The organism is Bacillus sp. 1735sda2 (assembly GCF_024159245.1).
In the GTDB taxonomy this organism is placed as follows: Bacteria; Bacillota; Bacilli; order Bacillales; family Bacillaceae; genus Bacillus; species Bacillus pumilus_O.
This window is the reverse complement of record NZ_JAMYWZ010000001.1, coordinates 2,293,927-2,314,548: the sequence shown is the minus strand read 5'-3', so window position 1 is coordinate 2,314,548 and position 20,622 is coordinate 2,293,927. Positions and strand designations below refer to the sequence as shown.

At 42.4% G+C, this 20,622-nt stretch carries 18 protein-coding genes and 1 other annotated feature; of the genes, 9 read left to right on the top strand and 9 right to left on the bottom strand.

The genetic code is table 11. The features are described from left to right. Positions 1-24: 24 nt before the first annotated feature. From celB to NKR21_RS11935, 3 genes are all read left to right on the top strand, one after another. Positions 25-1,371, top strand: a complete 1,347-nt coding sequence (gene celB / locus NKR21_RS11945; protein ID WP_012010487.1) for a PTS cellobiose transporter subunit IIC — start codon at positions 25-27, stop codon at positions 1,369-1,371. Further along, the gene (locus NKR21_RS11940) at positions 1,355-2,761 is read left to right on the top strand and encodes a glycoside hydrolase family 1 protein (protein WP_012010486.1); all 1,407 of its coding nucleotides are present in this window, start codon (positions 1,355-1,357) and stop codon (positions 2,759-2,761) included. Before celB ends, NKR21_RS11940 begins: the two co-directional genes overlap by 17 nt. A 153-nt stretch (positions 2,762-2,914) precedes the next feature. Continuing rightward, the gene (locus tag NKR21_RS11935; protein WP_012010485.1) at positions 2,915-3,637 is read left to right on the top strand and encodes a GntR family transcriptional regulator; all 723 of its coding nucleotides are present in this window, start codon (positions 2,915-2,917) and stop codon (positions 3,635-3,637) included. A 46-nt stretch (positions 3,638-3,683) separates the two neighbouring features. Here NKR21_RS11935 and zwf read toward each other — a convergent pair whose 3' ends face one another. Next, positions 3,684-5,159 (bottom strand): glucose-6-phosphate dehydrogenase, encoded by a 1,476-nt coding sequence (zwf, locus tag NKR21_RS11930; RefSeq protein ID WP_012010484.1) that lies wholly within the window; start codon positions 5,157-5,159, stop codon positions 3,684-3,686. Positions 5,160-5,381: 222 nt separating this feature from the next. On the opposite strand from zwf, the gene rnz reads away from it, so the two are divergent. Together rnz and NKR21_RS11920 are read left to right on the top strand one after the other, a co-directional pair. Further along, complete coding sequence (gene rnz / locus NKR21_RS11925) at positions 5,382-6,311, top strand: ribonuclease Z (protein WP_012010483.1); 930 nt, start codon at positions 5,382-5,384, stop codon at positions 6,309-6,311. A 139-nt stretch (positions 6,312-6,450) separates the two neighbouring features. After that, a complete protein-coding gene (locus NKR21_RS11920) occupies positions 6,451-7,758 on the top strand; it encodes an aspartate aminotransferase type Ic (RefSeq protein WP_012010482.1) in 1,308 nt (435 codons plus the stop codon). 45 nt (positions 7,759-7,803) lie between these two features. On the opposite strand, the gene NKR21_RS11915 is transcribed toward NKR21_RS11920, so the two are convergent. Both NKR21_RS11915 and namA read right to left on the bottom strand, forming a co-directional pair. Next, positions 7,804-8,568: an alpha/beta fold hydrolase gene (locus NKR21_RS11915; protein WP_012010481.1), complete on the bottom strand. Its 765-nt coding sequence runs from the start codon at positions 8,566-8,568 to the stop codon at positions 7,804-7,806. Positions 8,569-8,688: 120 nt separating this feature from the next. Further along, positions 8,689-9,705 carry an NADPH dehydrogenase NamA gene (namA, locus tag NKR21_RS11910; protein WP_012010480.1) on the bottom strand — a complete coding sequence of 339 codons (1,017 nt, stop codon included), beginning with the start codon at positions 9,703-9,705 and terminating at the stop codon, positions 8,689-8,691. A 141-nt stretch (positions 9,706-9,846) separates the two neighbouring features. On the opposite strand from namA, the gene NKR21_RS11905 reads away from it, so the two are divergent. Next, positions 9,847-11,460, top strand: a complete 1,614-nt coding sequence (locus tag NKR21_RS11905; protein WP_144457915.1) for a M20/M25/M40 family metallo-hydrolase — start codon at positions 9,847-9,849, stop codon at positions 11,458-11,460. A gap of 154 nt (positions 11,461-11,614) precedes the next feature. On the opposite strand, the gene NKR21_RS11900 is transcribed toward NKR21_RS11905, so the two are convergent. Both NKR21_RS11900 and proC read right to left on the bottom strand, forming a co-directional pair. Next, positions 11,615-11,887 (bottom strand): antimicrobial peptide LCI, encoded by a 273-nt coding sequence (locus tag NKR21_RS11900; protein ID WP_012010478.1) that lies wholly within the window; start codon positions 11,885-11,887, stop codon positions 11,615-11,617. Positions 11,888-12,040: 153 nt separating this feature from the next. Continuing rightward, positions 12,041-12,868, bottom strand: a complete 828-nt coding sequence (gene proC, locus NKR21_RS11895; RefSeq protein WP_012010477.1) for a pyrroline-5-carboxylate reductase — start codon at positions 12,866-12,868, stop codon at positions 12,041-12,043. 41 nt (positions 12,869-12,909) lie between these two features. Next, positions 12,910-13,120: a binding site (T-box leader), on the bottom strand. A 169-nt stretch (positions 13,121-13,289) separates the two neighbouring features. On the opposite strand from proC, the gene NKR21_RS11890 reads away from it, so the two are divergent. Beyond that, positions 13,290-14,240 (top strand): MBL fold metallo-hydrolase, encoded by a 951-nt coding sequence (locus NKR21_RS11890; protein WP_012010476.1) that lies wholly within the window; start codon positions 13,290-13,292, stop codon positions 14,238-14,240. 12 nt (positions 14,241-14,252) lie between these two features. After that, positions 14,253-15,029, top strand: a complete 777-nt coding sequence (locus NKR21_RS11885) for an SDR family NAD(P)-dependent oxidoreductase (RefSeq protein ID WP_012010475.1) — start codon at positions 14,253-14,255, stop codon at positions 15,027-15,029. 65 nt (positions 15,030-15,094) lie between these two features. Here the strand turns inward: NKR21_RS11885 and NKR21_RS11880 are convergent, their stop codons facing one another. Beyond that, on the bottom strand, positions 15,095-16,423 hold the full coding sequence (locus NKR21_RS11880; RefSeq protein WP_012010474.1) for a CoA-disulfide reductase: 1,329 nt from the start codon (positions 16,421-16,423) through the stop codon (positions 15,095-15,097). 186 nt (positions 16,424-16,609) lie between these two features. On the opposite strand from NKR21_RS11880, the gene coaA reads away from it, so the two are divergent. Further along, positions 16,610-17,569, top strand: a complete 960-nt coding sequence (gene coaA, locus NKR21_RS11875) for a type I pantothenate kinase (protein ID WP_041815698.1) — start codon at positions 16,610-16,612, stop codon at positions 17,567-17,569. A 30-nt stretch (positions 17,570-17,599) separates the two neighbouring features. Here coaA and NKR21_RS11870 read toward each other — a convergent pair whose 3' ends face one another. The 3 genes from NKR21_RS11870 to NKR21_RS11860 form a co-directional block, all read right to left on the bottom strand. After that, positions 17,600-18,835: an MDR family MFS transporter gene (locus NKR21_RS11870; RefSeq protein ID WP_012010472.1), complete on the bottom strand. Its 1,236-nt coding sequence runs from the start codon at positions 18,833-18,835 to the stop codon at positions 17,600-17,602. Between the two features lie 189 nt (positions 18,836-19,024). Further along, entirely contained in the window at positions 19,025-19,369 is a 345-nt protein-coding gene (locus NKR21_RS11865) for a YolD-like family protein (protein ID WP_144457913.1), read from the bottom strand. A gap of 15 nt (positions 19,370-19,384) precedes the next feature. Next, a complete protein-coding gene (locus NKR21_RS11860) occupies positions 19,385-20,617 on the bottom strand; it encodes a DNA polymerase IV (protein ID WP_088000257.1) in 1,233 nt (410 codons plus the stop codon). Positions 20,618-20,622: the final 5 nt, after the last annotated feature.

The window sequence follows — 20,622 nt, the reverse complement described above, 5'->3', positions numbered from 1 at the left end:
GGGTGTAAACAAGGGGGGAAACCAATGTTTGATAAAATAAGTGCTATTTTGGTTCCGATTGCTGGAAGACTGAACAACAACCGCTATTTAGGTGTATTACGGGATGCCTTTATGCTTGCATTCCCGCTTACTATTTTTGGTTCCATTATGGTTGTGCTAATGAATTTGCCATTTTTAGATAAAATCATGAGTCAAACCGCACTGGAAGGCGTCCAGTCTGCACTGAATATCGCGCCAAGTGCGACCATCAGCATTATGAGTGTGTTTGTTGTATTTGGGATTGGCTACTATTTATCGAAAAGCTATGATGTGGAAGCTGTATTTGGCGGCGTGATTGCATTAGCCTCTTTCCTACTTCTGACGCCATTTTTACTAGAACAAGAAGGTGGTGCATCTATTGCAGGCGTAATTCCAGTCGATCGTTTAGGAGCAAAGGGGATGTTCCTTGGAATGATCACAGGCTTTTTGTCTGCTGAAATTTATCGTTATTTTGTCCAAAAGAAATTTGTCATCAATATGCCGCAAGGAGTTCCGCCAGCTGTTTCAAAGTCTTTTGCTGCACTCATCCCGGCTACTTTGACACTCACAACCTTTTTACTGATCAATATCATCATTACACAAGGCTTCAAAACAAATATGCATGACCTGATTTATCATGCGATTCAGGCACCGCTTGTCGGTCTTGGAAGCGGTATCATTCCGACCTTAATCGCTGTTTTCTTTATACAAATTCTTTGGTTCTTTGGGCTTCACGGTCAAATTATTATCAACTCTGTCATGGACCCCATTTGGAATACGTTGTCCATTCAAAACCTAGAAAGCTATACAAAAACGGGTGAGGTTCCGAATATCATCAGTAAGCAGTTTATCGAAATTTATACGGTTGGTATGGGCGGAACCGGTATGACGCTAGCCGTTGTGTTTACGATTTTAATTTTCCTGAAAAGTAAGCAATTAAAACAAGTAGCAAAGCTTGGCTTAGGACCAGGATTATTTAACGTCAATGAACCAATTATTTTCGGCTTACCGATTGTCATGAACCCGCTTATTCTCATTCCATGGATTTTGGCACCAATGGTTATTACATGTATTTCTTACTTTGCGATGGCATCAGGCATTGTACCGCCGCCGACGGGCGTAAATATTCCTTGGACAGTGCCGATCTTTATAAGCGGAATAATGGCAACCAATTCACTAGCGGGCGGTCTGCTTCAGCTATTTAACCTGATGATCGTGTTTGTTATTTGGTTCCCATTCCTGAAGTTTATTGACCGTATGAATGTGAAAAATGAAAAAATAACCACAACGGAAAAAACAAAGACAACCAACATCAAAGGTGAAGGAGACTCAATACATGTCGATGGAAAATAACAAACAATCATATACATTTCCAGAAGGTTTCTGGTGGGGATCTTCTGCCTCTGCTACGCAAACAGAAGGTAGCGTCCCTGGTGACGGAAAAGGGCCGAATATTTGGGATCATTGGTTTGAGCAAGAGCCGACTCGTTTTTTTGATGGCGTAGGACCGAACGTGACATCCCAATTTTACAGAAAATATAAAGAGGATATTCGTTTGATGAAAGAAATTGGGCACAATTCATTCCGATTGTCCATTTCATGGTCACGTCTCTTACCTGAAGGGACAGGTGCGGTAAATGAAGAAGCAGTATCTTTTTACAATGATGTGATCAATGAACTGATTGCACATGATATTGAACCGTTTGTGAACCTGTACCATTTCGATATGCCGATGGCGCTGCAGGAAAAAGGCGGCTGGGTCAATAGACAAGTGGTAGATGATTATGTGAGCTATGCGGAATTGTGCTTTCAATTATTTGGCGACCGGGTGAAAAAATGGTTTACTCATAATGAACCGATCGTTCCTGTAGAGGGCGGATATATGTATAGCTTTCATTATCCGAACGAAGTCGATTTCCAAAAGGCTGTACAGGTCGGTTATCATGAACTTTTATCAAATGCGAAGGCGATAGCGGCTTATAAAAAGCTGAAGCAAGACGGTAAGATTGGCATCATCCTCAATCTTACCCCATCTTATCCGAGGAGCCAGAATCCGCGCGACGTAGAAGCAGCTGAGATGGCGGATGCTTTCTTTAACCGGTCCTTCCTAGATCCTGCGGTGAAGGGACATTTCCCAGAAAAACTAGTAGAGGTCTTAAAGAAGGAAGGCTTTATGCCAAGTATGCAAGAAGGGGATCTTGAGCTCATTCAAGAGAATACCGTCGACCTCCTTGGAATCAACTATTATCAGCCAAGAAGAGTGAAAGCGAAAGAGCATATGCCGCATCCAAATGCACCATTTATGCCAAATCATTATTTTGATGCATTTGACATGCCGGGAAGAAAAATGAATGTGTATCGCGGCTGGGAAATCTATGAAAAAGGCATTTATGATATATTGAAAAAAGTCCAAACAGACTATGATAATATTGAATGCTTTATTTCTGAAAATGGAATGGGTGTCGAAGGAGAAGAGCGGTTTAAGGATGAAGAAGGAATGATTCATGACGATTACCGCATTGATTTTATTGCTGAGCATCTTAAATGGGTTCATCAAGCCATCAAAGAAGGAAGCAATGTAAAAGGTTATCATCTGTGGACGTTTATGGATAACTGGTCATGGTCGAATGCTTATAAAAATCGCTATGGATTTGTCTCAGTTGACCTTCAAGAAGACGGAAAACGTACCATTAAGAAAAGCGGATACTGGTTTCAATCGGTATCAGAAAATAACGGTTTTTAATTAAGATACTTGCTCTTTCCTTGAAAAGGGCAAGTATTTTTCTTATGTGACGGTAAGTGGATGAAACAAAAGTGGCTGGTACCTTTTAAGCTCACTAGGCTTAGTGTAGAATGAGAGGAAGCTATGAAAAAACAAGTCAGTTGGTGGTGTGAGATGAAAAAGTATGAACTCATTTCAGAAGAAATCAGAAAACGAATAGGAACAGCATATTATCCAGAAGATCAACCCATTCCAGATGAAAACTCGCTTGCCGCTGAATTTCAATGCAGCCGAATGACGATGAAGCGTGCGCTCGATCTTCTCGTAGCAGAAGGTCTGCTCTTTAGAAAAAGAGGACACGGTACATTTATTGTGAAGGCAGCGCTCAATCAAGGGGCTATTAATGTGTCAGGACATGAAAATAAAGGATTTACAAAAGTCATGGCGGATAAAAACGTCACGACTCAAATCATTCACTTTGATGTCCATTTTCCAAGCAAAGAGGTGGCAGCCCACCTATCCATAGACCCCACCACACCCATTTATGACATCATCCGTCTCCGTCTTGTGGACGAGGAGCCATATGTGTTAGAAAAAACGTTTATGCCCGTCAATCTCATTAAGGGGATAGATGAAGAGGTTCTATTGGGATCAATCTATGGTTACATATCAAATGATTTGAATTTAAAAGTGGCAGGAGCACATAAAAAAATTAGAGCGGCTAAATCAGATGAGCTGGATCAGCAATATTTAGGCTGTGACCCAACGGACCCTGTGCTAGAAGTCGAGCAGGTTGCTTATTTAAACACAGGGCGGCCGTTTGAGTACTCCTTTAGCCATCATCGCTATGATAAGTTCGACTTTTCAACGGTCGAAATTACGAAAACAGGACGTTAAAAAAAGAGCAGAACCCCCAAGGGAGACTGCTCTTTTTTATATCATTTTATATATTCCACCAATGATACCCATCTTTTTCTAGAAGCTGATCGGCTTCTTTCGGTCCCATAGAACCAGCAGGATAATTTGGTTTTAATGTTTTGTTTTCTGCCCATTTTTCAGAAATCGGATCGACAAAGTTCCAAGAAAGCGCCACTTCATCCCAGTGAGCAAAGTTCGTAGCATCGCCTAGCAAACAGTCATGAATCAGCTTTTCATAGGCTTCTGGTGTATTCATGATGTCGTTATAGTTTGTTTGATAGTCGAGCTTAATCGGCTTTGCAAATGTACCGCCATCAAGCTTACGCGCGTTCAGGTGAAGGGTAATACCTTCATCTGGCTGAATATGAATGACGAGTAAGTTCGGATGCATGGAATTTCCGTTCCCATAGTACAAGTTCATTGGAATGTCTTTAAATTGAACAACAATCTGAGTAGATTTCTTTTCTAAACGTTTTCCAGTACGAATGTAAAATGGCACGCCTGCCCATCTAAAGTTATCAATGAGCAGCTTCCCGGCAACAAATGTTTCCGTATTTGAGTTCGGGTCAACATTTTGCTCTTCAAGATAGGAAGGAACCATACCACCATCAACCGTACCAGCATCATACTGTCCGCGGACAAAGAATTGATCAACCTCATCTTTTGAGAAAGGACGAAGAGCGCGTAATGCTTTCCGTTTTTCACTGCGGATTTCCTCGGTATTCAGCTTAATTGGCGGCTCCATTGCTAAAAGTGCAACCATTTGAAGCATATGGTTTTGAACCATATCTCTTAGTGCACCTGAACTTTCGTAATAGCGGGCCCGGTCTTCAACCCCTAATGATTCACTAGATGTAATTTGAATGTTTGAGATATATCGGTTTGTCCAAAGTGGTTCAAAGATGGCATTTGCAAAACGGATGACCTCAATGTTTTGCACCATTTGTTTACCAAGGTAGTGGTCAATACGATAAATTTGATCTTCAGAGAATGCATCCCGAATTTCTTCATTTAACTTTTTCGCACTTGGCAAGTCATGGCCAAATGGTTTTTCAATGACAAGTCTTGACCAGCCAGTTGTTTTTGATACGCCTTCACTTTTTAGGAACTTTGCAATCGTTCCGAAGAATTCCGGTGCCATCGCTAAATAGAACATCCGGTTGTTTGGGATACTGTACGTGTCTTCAAGGCCTGCTAGAAGTGTGTTAAGCGATTGATAGGAAGCAGGGTTAGATACGTCAAAATCGTGATAATAAAAATGTGAACTGAATTCCTCTATTTTCGCTTCTGCATCATCAGAAGAAACAGATTCTTTCACCACAGCTCGTAGGTCCTCATGAGACCACGGACGGCGTCCAACACCGACCACGGCGAATTGATCGCCAAGTTTTCCGCTATGATAAAGTCTATGTATAGAAGGGTAGAGCTTGCGTTTGGCAAGATCTCCTGTTGCGCCAAAAATGACAATGACTGCTTTTGGATTGTTAGTTTCTGTATTCACGAAAAGTACCTCACTTTATTCGTAGCATTGTTGTAAAAACCGAGAATGTATGTACATTTTCTTTATTTTAAAGGTTCATTGTTCGTAAAGCAAACATTTGATTCGACTTTTTCTGCTCCCGTTTCACTTTTTTTCAAAAATTCCGCTGAATTCACATTTACCCTGTCTTCATGTATTCTATATGAATGAAGATATTGTATACCGGCTTTAGGAGGAAAAGTAATGGAACTGCTCTTTTTAGGAACTGGTGCAGGCATTCCTGCGAAAACTAGAAACGTCACTTGCACTGCGCTAAAGCTTTTAGAAGAAAGAAAAGCAGTGTGGCTTTTTGATTGCGGAGAAGCGACGCAGCATCAAATATTACATACAACAATTAAACCGAGAAAGATTGATAAAATTTTTATCACTCATATGCATGGTGATCATGTATACGGTCTCCCAGGACTGCTTGGCAGCAGATCCTTTCAAGGCGGGGAGGATGAACTAACAATCTATGGACCTAAGGGCATCAAAGCGTTTGTGAACGCAACACTTTCAGCTACACAAACGCATTTGACATATCCACTGCATATCATAGAGATAGATGAAGGGGTCGTATTTGAAGATGATACCTTTCAAGTAGAAGCAAGACGAGTATCTCACGGTATTCCAGCTTACGGCTATCGGGTAGTCGAAAAAGATGTACCTGGTGCATTAAAAGCCGAAGACCTAAAAGAAATCGGTGTAAAACCTGGACCTTTGTATCAGAAGTTAAAAAATGGGGATACCGTGACGCTCGAAGATGGAAGAATCATTGATGGAACCGATTATTTGGAACCCCCTAAAAAAGGGAGAATCGTTGCATTTTCAGGAGATACCCGTTTATGCGAGAATATAACAAGGCTTGCCAAGGATGCGGATGTGTTAGTCCATGAAGCAACATTCGGTAAAGAAGATGCTGATCTAGCCTACAATTATTATCACAGTACGACAGAACAAGCAGCGAAAACAGCTCAGGAAGCAGGCGCAAAAAGATTAATTTTGACCCATATTAGTGCACGTTATCAAGGAGAAGAGGCACTAAACCAATTATTGAAAGAAGCCCGCGATATATTCCCGCTGACAGAAGCTGCGCAGGATTTCTCTTCTTTTTCAATTGACCGCACCCTGTAAAAATTGGATGAATCGTCAAAAAAAGTTGTGCGATTTTTTTGATATTTATAATGACTCTCTTTTTCAGGTAGTGGTAAAATGGTGAAGAAAAAACAAATGACGAATGAAACTATGAAGAATACGGGAGGCACAATCAAAGATGAGCGGTTTTACAGCGTTAAGTGAAGCAGAATTAAATGACCTATATGCAGCACTACAAGATGAGTACGAAACGTATAAAAGTAAAAACTTACACTTAGACATGTCTAGAGGAAAACCTTCACCAAAACAGCTCGATTTGTCTATGGGCATGCTCGATGTTGTCACATCAAAGGATGCGATGACGGCTGAAGATGGCACTGATGTGCGTAACTATGGCGGTTTGACAGGGCTTTCTGAAACGAAGACATTTTTTGCAGATGTGCTCAATCTAAAGCCAGAACAAATCATCATCGGCGGTAATTCCAGCCTGAATATGATGCACGATACCATTGCCCGTGCCATGACCCACGGCGTATATGATAGCAAAACACCTTGGGGAAAGCTGCCAAAGGTAAAATTCCTTGCACCAAGCCCAGGATATGACCGTCACTTTTCCATTTGTGAGCTATTTAACATAGAGATGATCACGGTAGATATGAAAGCTGATGGACCTGATATGGATCAGGTCGAAAAATTGGTTGCAGAGGATGAAGCGATTAAAGGTATTTGGTGTGTACCAAAATATAGCAACCCAGATGGCATTACGTATTCAGATGAGGTGGTTGATCGCCTTGCTTCAATGAAAACAAAAGCAGACGACTTCCGCATTTTTTGGGATGATGCATACGCAGTCCATCACTTAACTGATACGCCTGATACGTTAAAAGATATTTTTCAAGCAGTAGAGGAAGCAGGGCACCCTCATCGTGTGTTTATGTTTGCGTCTACTTCTAAAATTACATTCCCAGGCTCTGGTATTGCACTCATGGCATCTAGCCTGGATAATGTAAGCTTCACTCAAAAACAATTATCGATTCAAACGATCGGACCAGACAAAATCAATCAATTAAGACACCTCCGTTTCTTTAAGAATCCAGAAGGCTTGAAGGAACATATGAGAAAACATGCAGCGATCATTAAGCCAAAGTTTGACCTAGTTCTTTCCATTCTTGATGAAACACTTGGCGGAAAAGACATTGCAGAATGGCACAAGCCAAATGGCGGATATTTTATTAGTTTAAATACGCTCGATCATTGTGCAAAAGCTGTTGTGCAAAAGGCAAAAGAAGCAGGTGTGACCATGACAGGTGCAGGCGCGACTTATCCTTATGGAAAAGACCCGCTTGATCGTAACATTCGCATTGCGCCAACGTTCCCATCTCTTGAAGAACTAGAGCAAGCGATTGACATCTTTACTTTATGTGTTCAGCTTGTCAGCATTGAAAAGCTGCTGTCTAAAAAAAGCCAATCAGCTCCAACGGTATAAAGAAAAAAACTCCTTGACGCGTCACTAGTCAAGGAGTTTTTGTTTTTAATTGGCTGTTTGATAATAGGAAACAGGTTGTTTGGCTGCGCACCATACATCATAGATTGCAAGCTGTACAATATGCGGTTCATCATGATGAATATAGTGCGAGCTGTTCTGCGCTTGAATCCATCCACTTTGGGATGACAAAGACAGCATCCGTTTATGAAGTCTGAGCCAAGCCTCGTGCGCTGGATGAAACAACCGGTTCTTACCTGATGAAATGACAAGGAGCGGCATCATTCCATAATGGGTTTGTTCCTCTTTCATTGTGCTTAGCATTTGCTGAAAGTCCTCATGCGTACATTCTGCTGTAAATTGCGCCATGTATGAGGTGCGTTCTTCCTTAGATAAAAGCGGGAGGATGACCTGTTCTTGCTCCTCACTTGCTGGGTCTAACAGCACCATTCCAATGACGTCATCTCCTCTGCGGCTGGCCCATAACCGGCTGACAAGAGAGCCAAATGAGTGAGCTACAATGAGAAAGGGCGGCTGAATATTGGCTTCTTCTAGTAGCGCATCTAAATCATCTGCTAGATCATGTAATGTTCTTCCTTCACTGCTGTCACTGCTTTTTCCATTTCCTAATCGATCATATAAGAAAACCCCAAGCTCAGGATCAATATCACGGGCCATATTCGACCACGTATTACCGGAAATGCCGTAGCCTGCTTCAAAGATAATGGTGGCTTGCCTTTTACCTTGACGATGTTTTGTATAAAAATGGTGTCCATCTATATGATACATTCTTTCAATCATTGCCGAGTTCATTATTCCATCTCCTCTAAAGTGGTTCTTTAGCTAAAAGACGGCACACAAGGCAGAGATGTTTCTCTTAAAAATAAAAAAGATGCCTATTTCAAAAAATAGACACCTTTTTCCTATGCATTTTTACCAAGCGCGGTCATATTGACGCGGGCCTTCGATGGATGTACGAAGCTCTTCAGCAGCTGTTTTTGGAAAGTATGGATCCCGTAAAAATTCTCTGCCGATAAAAATTAAGTCTGCACGCTGATTTCGTAAAATCTCCTCTGCCTGTACACCAGATGTGATCAGTCCGACAGCACCTGTTTGAATACCGGCACCTTCTTTGATTTTTTCTGCGAAGGTCACTTGGTAGCCAGGGAATGTGCTGATTCTCGCCTGTACGACAGCGCCTGAGCTGACATCGATTAAGTCGACACCTTGTTCCTTCAGCCATGTCGCAATGCCGATGTAATCGGCAATGTCAAGTCCTTTTGTCGTGTAGTCAGAAGCCGACACACGGACAAATAATGGTCCGTCCCATACTTCATTGACTGCATTGACAACTTCTCTTAAGAAACGGTAACGGTTCTCTGGTGAACCGCCATAATCATCTGTTCGATGATTTGCTAGCGGTGAAAGAAACTCATTAATCAAATAGCCATGTGCCCCATGAATTTCAATGATGTCAAAGCCGGCCTTTTTTGCCCGGACAGCTGCATCCTGAAACGCCTGAACGGTATCTTTGATTTGATCGACAGACATTTGGACAGGGGTTTTAGACTGTTCATCAAATGGAATGCTGGATGGTGCCAGGATGTCACCATCTAGTTCAGCTTTACGTCCTGCATGAGCCAGCTGGATGGCTGTCTTGGTTCCGTATGCTTTGATTTGTTCGTTTAATGAAGCGAAGCCTTCAATGTGCTCATCACTCCAAATCCCGAGATCTTGATCACTAATTCTTCCCTCGGGTGAAACGGCACTTGCCTCCACCATGATTAGCCCAGCTTGACCTTGGGCACGGGAAATATAATGTGTAAAGTGGAAAGGCTGTAATTTCCCATCACGATCATAGGATGAATACATACACATCGGGGACATCACGATGCGGTTTTTCAGCGTCACACCTTTTAATGTCCAAGGTGAAAAGAGTTTTGTTTCCAAATACCTTCGCCTCCTCATAGAATTGTATAGCCGATTATAACAGCCATTCAAACTTTCGTCATAAAAGGTGCTCAAAGAATATAGCTTTTATACACGTTTTTGTATAATGGAGAAAATAGAGAAAGCAAAGGGGGAGAACGGATGAAATGGCAAACAGAGAGTGAACGAAAGGAACTGCTCACAGCTCTTATGCAGTATGAAAGCATATCGGGTACAACTGGAGAAGTGGCGTTAGCTGAATATTTATATTATTTATTGAGGGAGCGGCCTTATTACAAGCAGAACCCTGATCATTTGGCTTTGCATCCGATGAAAGATGGCCGATATTATTTAACGGCGCTTGTAAAGCGTAGTTCTCTTTCTCGTACCGTTTTGCTGCTTAGTCATTTCGATGTCGTCGATACAGAAGATTACGGTGAATTTCAAAACATGGCATGCAAGCCAGAGGAGTTAATGGCGTCATTTTCTCAAAAAAGTGCGCTTCTCCCAAAAAGAGCAAGGGAAGATCTAGCTTCAGGTGACTGGTTGTTTGGAAGAGGTGCCATGGATATGAAGGCAGGTCTTACTGTACAGCTGTCTATGCTGGAAAGAGCGATGGCAGAGACATTTGATGGAAATGTCCTACTTGTCACAGTCCCAGATGAAGAAGTGAATTCTCAAGGGATGCTTGAAGCTGTTCCAAAACTAAAGGAGCTTAAAGAAAAGCACAATCTTGATTATACCGCATGCTTAAACAGTGAGCCTATGTTTGAAAAATATCCTGGTGATGAACATTATTATATGTATACAGGCAGTATAGGGAAGGTGCTGGCCGGGTTTTTCTGCAAAGGAATTGAAACACATGTAGGAGAGCCGTTCTCAGGCTTAAATGCGAATTTTATGGTGTCTGAATTAAATCGGCTGTTAGAGCTGAATAGTGATTACTGTGAGGAAGTAGACGGTGAAGTCACGCCACCTCCAACCAATTTAATGCAAAGGGATTTAAAAGAAGCCTATTCCGTTCAAACACCTCACACCGCTGTTTCTTTATTTAATGTGCTGATGATGAATCGTTCAAGTGAAGAACTGCACGGGCTTCTTTATGACACAGCGAAACAAGCAGCAGACCAAATCGAAGCTGACCTCAAACAAAAAACAGCAGAATTTCAGCGCTTTAAACCTTTTACACCGATTGATACAAGGATTACCGTTCTCACGTATCAAGAGCTGTATCAAAAAGCTGCTGAACGCTCAGGTAAACAAGAGGTTGAACGCATTGTGAACTATGCGTTTGCCAATCGAGGTGAGCTTGGAGATCGTGATTTTTCAACCAAAATCGTTTCTGAGCTAACGACGCTTTGTAAGGAAGAAGGGCCACTTATTGTTCTATTTTATAGTCCGCCATTTTATCCAGCAGTTTCCTCAACGGAAGATCCGCATATCCAAGCAACCTTAAAGAGGATTCAAATAGAGGCAAAGAAGAGTTATGGACTTGAAATAGAAGAAGTGAAATATTTTCCGGGATTGTCGGATTTGAGTTATTTACAGCTCGAAAAACAGGACGTAGGGCATTATACGACCAATATGCCGCTTTACCAGAAAGGCTATTCTTTACCGGAAGGAGAAAAGGGAGCACTTTACGTTCCAGTCATCAACGTGGGTCCATTAGGAAAGGACCCGCACAAATGGACGGAGCGCCTGCACATTCCGTTCTCATTCGGCATTTTGCCAGAATTACTAGAATCAGCGATTCATGCTTTGTTAGAGAAAAAGTAAGTCTTGTTTATGTACGAGGTTTCAGAGTCTTTGAAGCTTATGTGCTTTTGTGTGGAAGATGTAGAGTAAATGAAGGTTAATGAGAAAAGAAGAAGGGAGGAGAATGTTTTATTACTTTAAAATAGTAAGGGGAGCCGTAGGCTCCCAGTTAGAATTATACTCGTCTACCCTCATAATGAGCTGTCCAAGTTCCATCAGAATTTTTAGTGATGCCCTTTATATACCACTTAATCCCATCTTGTTCAAACGAATTGGCAAAAATACCAGTAGAGTTGGTAATATCCCATGTGTAAAGTTGAGCTTTAAAATCACTTGTAACACGGACATCCTCTGCATTAGAATGTGCACTTGTAGCAAATGCCGGTGCTGCGGAAAAAAGTAAAGCGAGTGACAATGCGGATCCAGTAAGAACCTTAACTAATTTCATTTAAAACACTCCTCTTCCTCATTTTTATGGTACATATAAGTAATTCGGTAAAAGGTAATATATCCCTTGTTAATATTTGTTAATTATTTGTGACAAATCACTTATTAGATAAAAATAAAAAGCACCTGTCATCAAAACAGGTGCTTTTCTCTATCATTTATACGTGTTTGCTGAAAACATTTCGTTTAATTCTGCTGCACGTTTTGTTGCGGTTTTGACACAATCGACAACGGCTTCTTCAAATTGATAGGAAGCAAGTGTGTTCAGGCCGGCTTCTGTCGTTCCGCCTTCACTTGTGATTTCTTTGCGCAGTTCAGCAGGTTCTTTACCGCTGCTTTGAAGCATGTTTGCGGCGCCCGCAATCATTTGGCAGATGAGCAACTTCGCTGTTGCTTGGTCCATCCCAAGTTCCGAAGCGCCACGCTCCATTCCTTCAATCAAATGATAAATAAAGGCTGGGCCGCTTCCTGCAATAGCCGTAACAGCATTTAGCTGTGATTCATCTAATACCGTCACATGACCGATCGTTTCAAACAGCTCGATTGCTTTTTTCTTTTGATCCTCTGTCACTTCTTGACTAACGGCAATGGCTGTTGCTGATTGCTGAATGGCCGCAGATGTATTTGGCATCGCGCGAACCACTGCAGTCTTCTCGCCAGCATAGTGTTGAATCGTTTCGATGGAGATGCCCGCTAAAATCGAAATGATCAGCTGCCCTTGTAAATGAGGCCGCACTTCAGATATCCCGCTTTCCGCATCTTTCGGTTTTAAAGCAAATACGAGAATATCGGCTTCTTCATAAATAAAAGAACGAGAGAAATCCGTTTTCACCCCATAACGCACCTTTAATTCTTCTAGCCGTTTTTCATTTGTTTTGTTTGTGACAATCATATCTTCATTTGACATGATGCCGCTTTTTAATAAACCTTTTATCATAGACTCTGCCATTGAGCCTGCACCAATAAATCCAATTTTACTCATAAGCTGCTCCTCCTTGTAGAAAATAAAAAAACCTCTCGCCTGAAAAGGACGAAAGGTTTTTCGCGGTACCACCCTCAATTAGCATGAAATATGCATACTCAGCTCTAGTCCCTTAACGCGGGAAACGTTTAGGTTTGCCTAACAGCTCAAAGGGTAGGTTCAGCAAAAAAGAGGATGGTGAGGTCTTACAGCCGGTGGACCTCACTCTCTTGCATCATTATTTTGCTTACTAATCCTTGTCATCGCACATCTTATATTTGTTGTTCATTATGCAACGATGGACAAGTTTGTGTCAATAGGGACAGACAAAAAAATTGACCGCCTAAACCGCATGACAGTCTGCCCTTTGCAGGATACAATGAATAAAGAAGACGAAATGACAATGAACCATGAGTCAAAAATCAGGAGATGACATAAAAAAGTGAAAGAAGACATCATTCAATTATCCATCCCGACACCATTCGCTGTGGGGGATGTACATGCATATATTTTAAAAGGTGAAGCTGTGACCTTAGTGGACTGCGGGCCGATGACAGAAGAGGCGGAGCACGCCTTTGTCACGCAATTACATGAGCATCGTTTATCAATTGACGATATTGATCAAGTGGTGTTGACCCATCATCATGCCGATCATGTCGGTCTTTTAAATCTGATGAAACCTCATGTCCGCGTGATCGGACATCAGTTGAATGAGCCGTATATTAGCCAAGACCCTTTGTTTAAAGAGCGTCAAATTACTTTTACGAAACACCTTTTTCAGCAGTTAGGTGTGCCGCTTCGCCCTGATGAGTGTGAAAGAATCGTGAAGCAATCGTATACATATTCCTGTACTGCACATGTAGATGACGTCATCAAAGAAGGCGATCGGTTGAAAGGGCATGAACAGTTCTACGTGATCGAAACACCGGGACATGCACAATCTCATCTTTCCTTTCTAGATGAAACAACGGGCCATTTCATTGGTGGAGATCTGCTTTTGACAACCATTTCCTCAAACCCTTTAATGGAAGCGCCGTATGAAGGGGAGGAACGCCAAAAATCGCTGCTTCAATATAAAGCATCACTCAATCGATTACTACATCTACCAATCAAGACGATTTATCCAGGCCACGGGCAGCTCATCACGTCTCATCATGAATTAATCGAAGAAAGATTTAAGAAACAAGAAAAACGGGCAAATACGATGTATCAGCTACTTAAACGAAAAGAAATGACTGCCTTTCATCTTTGCCGCAAGCTATTTCCAGTGCTTTACGAAGAGGCCTTATTTTTAACGATGTCGGAGACAGTTGGGCAGCTTGATGTCCTCTTAGAAGCTGGACAAATTGAAGAAGTGCAAAAAGATGGAATTCTCTATTACAAGGCAAACTAAGGAGTGAAACGCATGGGACGATTAACAGGAAAGAGAATATGGATTACAGGCGCATCTGGTGGCATTGGTGAAAAAATGGCGTACTTGGCAGCAGAAGAGGGCGCAGAAATTATTATTTCAGCAAGACGAATTGAAAAGTTAACGGGTGTAAAAGAAAAGATTACGAGTGCTGGCGGGGTGTGTCGGATCGTGGAGCTAGATGTCAGTCACCTTGAGGACATTGATCGCGCATATGAAGAAGTAGGGGCAGTTGATATTTTGGTGAACAATGCCGGTTTTGGTGCGTTTGACCTCGTTGAGGATGCATCTATTGAGGAAATGGTGTCGATGTTTGAAGTAAACGTGTTTGGTTTAATCGCCTGCACGAAAAAGGTCATCCCAGAGATGAAACAAAGAGGACATGGACATATTATCAATATCGCCTCCCAGGCAGGCAAGATTGCCACCCCGAAATCAGCCATTTATTCTGCATCCAAGCATGCCGTCCTTGGTTTTTCAAACAGTCTCAGAATGGAGCTGTCAGACATCGGCATTCACGTCACCACAGTGAATCCAGGCCCGATTGCCACTGACTTCTTTACCATCGCCGATCGCAGCGGTGAATATGTGAAGAATGTTGAATTCATGATGCTTAGTGCGGACAAAGTGGCTGGGAAGGTCGTATCCGCTATGATGACGAAAAAAAGAGAAATTAATCTGCCAGGTTGGATGAATGCTGGCAGTAAATTATATCAATTATTTCCATTTTTATTTGAAAAAGCAGCACGCAAAGCGATGATGAAAAAATAACAAAAAAGAAACCGGTTATGAACTGGTTTCTTTTTTTGAAATGAGACGCCATTTTGACCGTTATTTCATCTCCGTCTTGCTGCTTGTTGAAGCGGGTCCCACACACTGTTAAAAGGCGGTGCATAGCTAATATCTAAATCTTCAAGATCTGTTATGGTTAGCTGTTGGTAAAGAGCAGTTGCCATCACATCGATCCGTTTATCTACACCGCTTTTTCCGATGATTTGGGCACCGAGCAAGGTGTAGTCATCACTTCTGTAAATCAGTTTGATTTTCATTTTCTGCGCATCTGGGTAATATCCAGCGTGATCCGTACTGTCAATGGTGATGGTGGAAAAAGGAATATCAGCAGCTTGTGCTTCCTTTTCAGATAAACCCGTTCGTCCTGCTGTCATGCTCATAAATTTCATGACGGCCGTTCCAGTCACCCCTTGAAACGCCCGATTTGTTCCCGTCATATGAAAACCAGCGATTCTTCCCTGTTTATTCGCCGTTGTGCCGAGCGGAATATAATCGAGTGATTGTTTGATGCGGTGATAAGTGGCTGCGCAATCCCCGGCAGCATAGATGTCTTTTACATTGGTTTGCATATATTCATTTACAACAATGGCGCCATTTGAAAGACGTTTGATTCCTGTTTTGTCTAAAAAGGATGTTTGCGGAGTGACGCCGATGGCCATGATGACCATATCAGTTTTTATGGTTTGTTTGTCTGTTTGAACAGCTGTGACATGTGACTTGCCCTCTAATGTCTGCACGGTTTCCCCGAGTGTCACGTGAATGCCCTCGGCATCCGCCTCTTCTTTGAGATGCTTTGCCATATCGGGGTCAAAGCCAGGGCCAAGTGTTGAACCTCGCTGAATGATATGTACTTTTTTTCCCAGCGCTTTTAAATTTTCAGCCATCTCTAAGCCTATATATCCACCGCCTATAATGGTGACATGTGCGATATCTTGTTTTAAATGGTCTAAAATGGACAGCGCATGCGGAATGGTTTTTAATACGTGTACGCCTTCTAGCGGCCGATTATTTATATTCAGTGTGACCGGGCTTGCCCCTGTGGCAATTAAGAGGCGGTCATAGCTTTCGGTAAAGGGTTCTTTTGTTTTTGTATGAGACCCTGACACCGTTTTTTGCTTTGGGTCAATGGAGGTCACTTCATGTAAGTATCTAGCATCAATCCCGTATTTGCCGCGAAACGTTTCAGCGCTGCGTGCAATCAGCTTGCTGTGATGATCAATGAGACCGCCAATCAAGTAGGGAAGGCCGCACTGTCCATATGAGAAAATCTCTCCTTTTTCAAAAGCGACAATATGTGCATCTGGGTCCTCTCGATATATTTGCATCGCACAGCTCATTCCTGCTGCATCTCCGCCAATGATCACATATTTCATTTGGTTGCTCCCTTCTATCTATCGAACTGAATACTCTTATTTACCCTCATTTTCCTTTTTTTAATGCTTTTTTTCGCAAAAGAAGTAAACTTTAGTGGAAAAATAAAGACAGCGCCTTCATTTTAAGCTACAATCGGATTATCGTCTTTTTGGTTATGAGTTTAGTGAAGATTGGTGGGAAAGACTTTGAGTGATGCGCGACTAGATTTTAATACTTTATATACACGTCATACAAGAGAGGCTTGGTCTGCTCTTGGAGAATATATGCCGGTATCTGTTTCAGAAGAGGAAGCAAGAGCACTTCAAGGATTAAATGACTATTTATCGCTTGAAGAAGTTCAAGATATTTACATACCACTTATTCGTTTTCTGACATTGCATGTCTTTGCAGAAAAACAAAAAAATCAGCATGTGAATGCCTTTTTAAACTACCCGCATCATGCGAAAATCCCTTTTCTAATTGGGATTGCTGGAAGTGTGGCTGTCGGGAAAAGCACAACGGCCCGTATCATTGAAACGCTGTTATCGAGGCTTGGAGATGGGCTAAAAGTGAGTCTTGTGACAACGGATGGCTTTTTGTATCCTCAAAAAGAACTAAAGGATCGAGGGCTCATGGAAAAGAAGGGCTTCCCAGAAAGCTATGATGTCAAAGCCTTGTTGTCTTTTTTAAACGAATTAAAATCAGGGAAACAGACTGTACATGCCCCGGTCTATTCGCATCTGACCTATGACCGGCTTGAAGGGGTGTATGAAACGGTGGAGGATGCCGATATTGTCATTATTGAAGGCATCAATGTGCTGCAATCCCCAGCACTGGATGATCTGAAGGATGAACCGCGTGTGTTTGTATCAGATTTCTTTGATTTTTCGATTTATGTAGATGCGGCTGAAACGCAAATTCAATCATGGTATAAAGAACGGTTCCGTTTGCTGAGGGAAACAGCTTTCCAAGACCCTGAATCCTTCTTTCATCAATACAAAGATTTGACAGATGAAGAGGCAGATCACATGGCAAGCACCATTTGGAATACGGTCAATCGCCCTAATTTATATCAAAATATTTTACCGACAAAATATCGAGCTGATCTTATTTTGAAAAAAGGTGATCGGCATAAGGTGGAAGAGATTGCTATCCGCCGAGTATAAAGAAAAACCGCTCATACGAGAGCGGTTTTTTTAATGACCTCCACTTACTTTCACAGCGACCGTAGCCGCGGATCGCTTTTTCAGGCGGTAGTATCCAATGAGTAGGAACGGAACACCCGCGATCGTGATGATCGACAAGACTGAAAAAATGGAGAAGGGATGGGCTGCGCCAAAATAGTCAATGCACAGTCCGCCGACAAATGGTCCGATAACGCTGCCGAGCTGAGAAAATCCCATCGCGCCAAAGTACGATCCCTTTACTTCGGGCTTTGCCACATTGTCTACAAAAAGGTCCATCATCGCAAACAGCAGAACCTCTCCTATTGTAAACACGACAATGATGAAAGCAAGCATGCCGAGACTCTGTGAAAAAGCAATGGCAAACAAACTGCCGGCCAGAAGAACATTTCCAGTGGTGAGCGACAAAATGGTGGAGTAGCGCTTGGCGATCATGATGAGCGGATATTGTACAACAATGACAACAACTGCATTTAAAGATAAAAGGTATCCAAATAGCTTCGGACCATCCTCAATCATAGGCGAAGCGGATAAATATTGAGGCAGTGTTGAGCTCAAATGCGAATACCCAAACGAACATAAGGTAACGCCGATGAGGATAATGCTAAAGACCGTATCTTTTTGGATAATGGAAAGCGCTTTTTTGACACCAATTTGTTTCGTACTTTCTGGAGCAGCAACTGGATGCTTCTGAAATTGCCAGGCTAGCGTTAATCCGTATAACAAATAAATGAAGGCAGCGACGAGAAATGGAAAGGTTGTTTTCGATGACCCGAGATATAAGCCAAGTAGAGGACCGAAGATGACCCCTATGTTAATGGCTGTATATCGTAAATTAAACACAAACAACCGAATACTTGATGGAGTGACATCAGATAAGAGCGCCTTAGATGTTGGTTCAAACAGTGCTCGGCACAGTCCGTTTAAAGCGTTCATGATAAAGAAGACCCAAATGGCATCTGCAAATGCAAAGCCAACAAAGACAAGTGTCCAGCCAAAGATTGATAGAAGCATGACCTTTTTTCTTCCGATACGATCAGAAATATATCCACCGTAAAAACTTGCAACGATCCCAATCAGAGAGCTAACGGCAATGATTAATCCAGCAGAAGAAGCTGAGGCGCCTTTGACTTGTGTTAAATAAACGGCCAAAAAAGGAATGCTCATGGATGTCGCCATTCGGCCAAATATGGTGCCGATGATGATCGTCCAACTAAGCGGATGTAGCGTACGTAAGTTATTTTTCATGCTGTTTCTCCCCTGAGTTTGTAAGATGTTCCAATCATACATGAAAAATTGTGCAAATTAAATACACAATTTGATGGAGAGGGCATCCGCCATATGGCAGAGAGGCTTGATTGGCTCGTATTTGAAAGACGCGTGCTTTTTTCTGCCGGTGCTTTTATCACACTAATTCGCGTAGTCACTTGCCCACATTTAATCAAGGTCGATCGCGACGATTTGCTGCAAGGACAGGTTGAGAACATCTTCATCATTGACGATTTTTATGCGCTGCATTTCATAATGAATGGTTTTTACCCAGCCCCAAAACTGCTCTTTCCTACCTGCTGCGGCATATGTTACGCAAATCGCTTGATCCTCGGTAATCGACTGTGTGATCAAAAAATTCATTTCCTCCAGTTGATCGGTGCTCAGCGGGGGAGGGGTGTATTCTTTTTTCTTTCGTTTTTGAGCAAGCAGCTGCTCCCGGTGCTCTGGAAGCATCATTCGGCTTGATTCCCACATGAGGTTGTATCCAGGTGTTAATTTATTGGGATTCATGGCTGTTCGCCTCCGTTATTTGTAATGTCCGCCAATTTTTTCGGCGCGATGATATGCCTGCCCTGCGCTTGTCAGTGACGAAGCATGCAGCAAGGCAGCAGGTCCATACTTTATGTGGATCGCATCAAATACTTTGCTGAGTTTGTCTTTTTGAACATGATGATCAAATAAATTTAGCTGATACTGGCTGTCAGACTGCAGCTGTGAGAGAGTAATACCGACACTTCGAATGGGCTGACCATCCCAGTGCTGCTGGCATAGCTGAATAGCTGCCTCTGCAATATCTGTCCCGTACTGTGTTGGTGAATGAAGCTTGATTTGTCTATGAAATCCAGTCGGGTGAGAAAAATCAGCGCCTCTCACGCCAACAGACACTGTTTGACCAAGATAATGCTTAAAGCGTGCACGTCTTGCCACTTCTTCGCTCAATTCAAGAAGAGCGACTTTGATGTCCTCAAAAGACGCATAATCATGGGGGAGAGTCATATGATGTCCCACCGCTTTTTGCTCATTATGTGTGTGTACGGTGACCGGAGAGGGATCATGCCCTAATGCTGTTCGCTGCAAAAGTTCTCCGTTGATTCCCCAGCGTTTTTTAAGCCGATCTAACGGATAAGTAGCAAGCGTTCCGATGGTACTAATGCCCATTCGTTTTAAATGGTGCTCCATTCGTTTACCAACGCCAAATAATTTTCCAATCGGAAGCGGCCATAAATCAGCCGAAACACTGTCTGCGCGAAGTTCATAGATGCCAGATGAGTTTTTTTTAGCAAAATGGTCACAAGCCATTTTGGCGAGTACTTTATTAGGACCGATGCCAACACGTGCGTAAATACCGGTCTGGTTCATAATGGTAGTTTGTATATTTTGAGCGATCTCACGGGGAGAACCGAGTAGTGTCAGACTGCCTGTAATATCGAGAAATTGTTCATCAATTGAATATGGTTCGACAAGATCTGTGTATTGTTCAAGTAGCTCTGTGATCATGACAGAAATATCAAGATAACGCTGCATCCGGGGGCGTACGACGACAGCTTCGGGGCATTTCTCCTGTGCTTCCCATAATCTTGATGCATTTTGTACGCCCCGTTTTTTAGCAAGCGGGCAGGCAGCAAGTACGACCCCGCTCCGTCGCTCAGGATCTCCAGAGACGATGAGCGGCACATCCTTCAAGTGGGGAGCCTCCACTTTTTCGACTGACGCATAAAACGATTGCATATCCACAAGCAGAATGGCTCGTTCATTCATTATTT

Excerpts from the sequence above, each read along its gene's own strand:
- NKR21_RS11870 (WP_012010472.1), bottom strand. The coding sequence starts at position 18,835 with ATGAAAAATAACTTACGTACGCTACATCCGCTTAGTTGGACGATCATC.
- NKR21_RS11900 (WP_012010478.1), bottom strand. The coding sequence starts at position 11,887 with ATGAAATTAGTTAAGGTTCTTACTGGATCCGCATTGTCACTCGCTTTA.
- NKR21_RS11935 (WP_012010485.1), top strand. The coding sequence starts at position 2,915 with ATGAAAAAGTATGAACTCATTTCAGAAGAAATCAGAAAACGAATAGGA.
- NKR21_RS11865 (WP_144457913.1), bottom strand. The coding sequence starts at position 19,369 with ATGAATCCCAATAAATTAACACCTGGATACAACCTCATGTGGGAATCA.
- celB (WP_012010487.1), top strand. The coding sequence starts at position 25 with ATGTTTGATAAAATAAGTGCTATTTTGGTTCCGATTGCTGGAAGACTG.
- proC (WP_012010477.1), bottom strand. The coding sequence starts at position 12,868 with ATGAGTAAAATTGGATTTATTGGTGCAGGCTCAATGGCAGAGTCTATG.
- NKR21_RS11920 (WP_012010482.1), top strand. The coding sequence starts at position 6,451 with ATGAGCGGTTTTACAGCGTTAAGTGAAGCAGAATTAAATGACCTATAT.
- NKR21_RS11860 (WP_088000257.1), bottom strand. The coding sequence starts at position 20,617 with ATGAATGAACGAGCCATTCTGCTTGTGGATATGCAATCGTTTTATGCG.
- NKR21_RS11885 (WP_012010475.1), top strand. The coding sequence starts at position 14,253 with ATGGGACGATTAACAGGAAAGAGAATATGGATTACAGGCGCATCTGGT.
- rnz (WP_012010483.1), top strand. The coding sequence starts at position 5,382 with ATGGAACTGCTCTTTTTAGGAACTGGTGCAGGCATTCCTGCGAAAACT.
- NKR21_RS11905 (WP_144457915.1), top strand. The coding sequence starts at position 9,847 with ATGAAATGGCAAACAGAGAGTGAACGAAAGGAACTGCTCACAGCTCTT.
- NKR21_RS11915 (WP_012010481.1), bottom strand. The coding sequence starts at position 8,568 with ATGAACTCGGCAATGATTGAAAGAATGTATCATATAGATGGACACCAT.
- NKR21_RS11940 (WP_012010486.1), top strand. The coding sequence starts at position 1,355 with ATGTCGATGGAAAATAACAAACAATCATATACATTTCCAGAAGGTTTC.
- NKR21_RS11880 (WP_012010474.1), bottom strand. The coding sequence starts at position 16,423 with ATGAAATATGTGATCATTGGCGGAGATGCAGCAGGAATGAGCTGTGCG.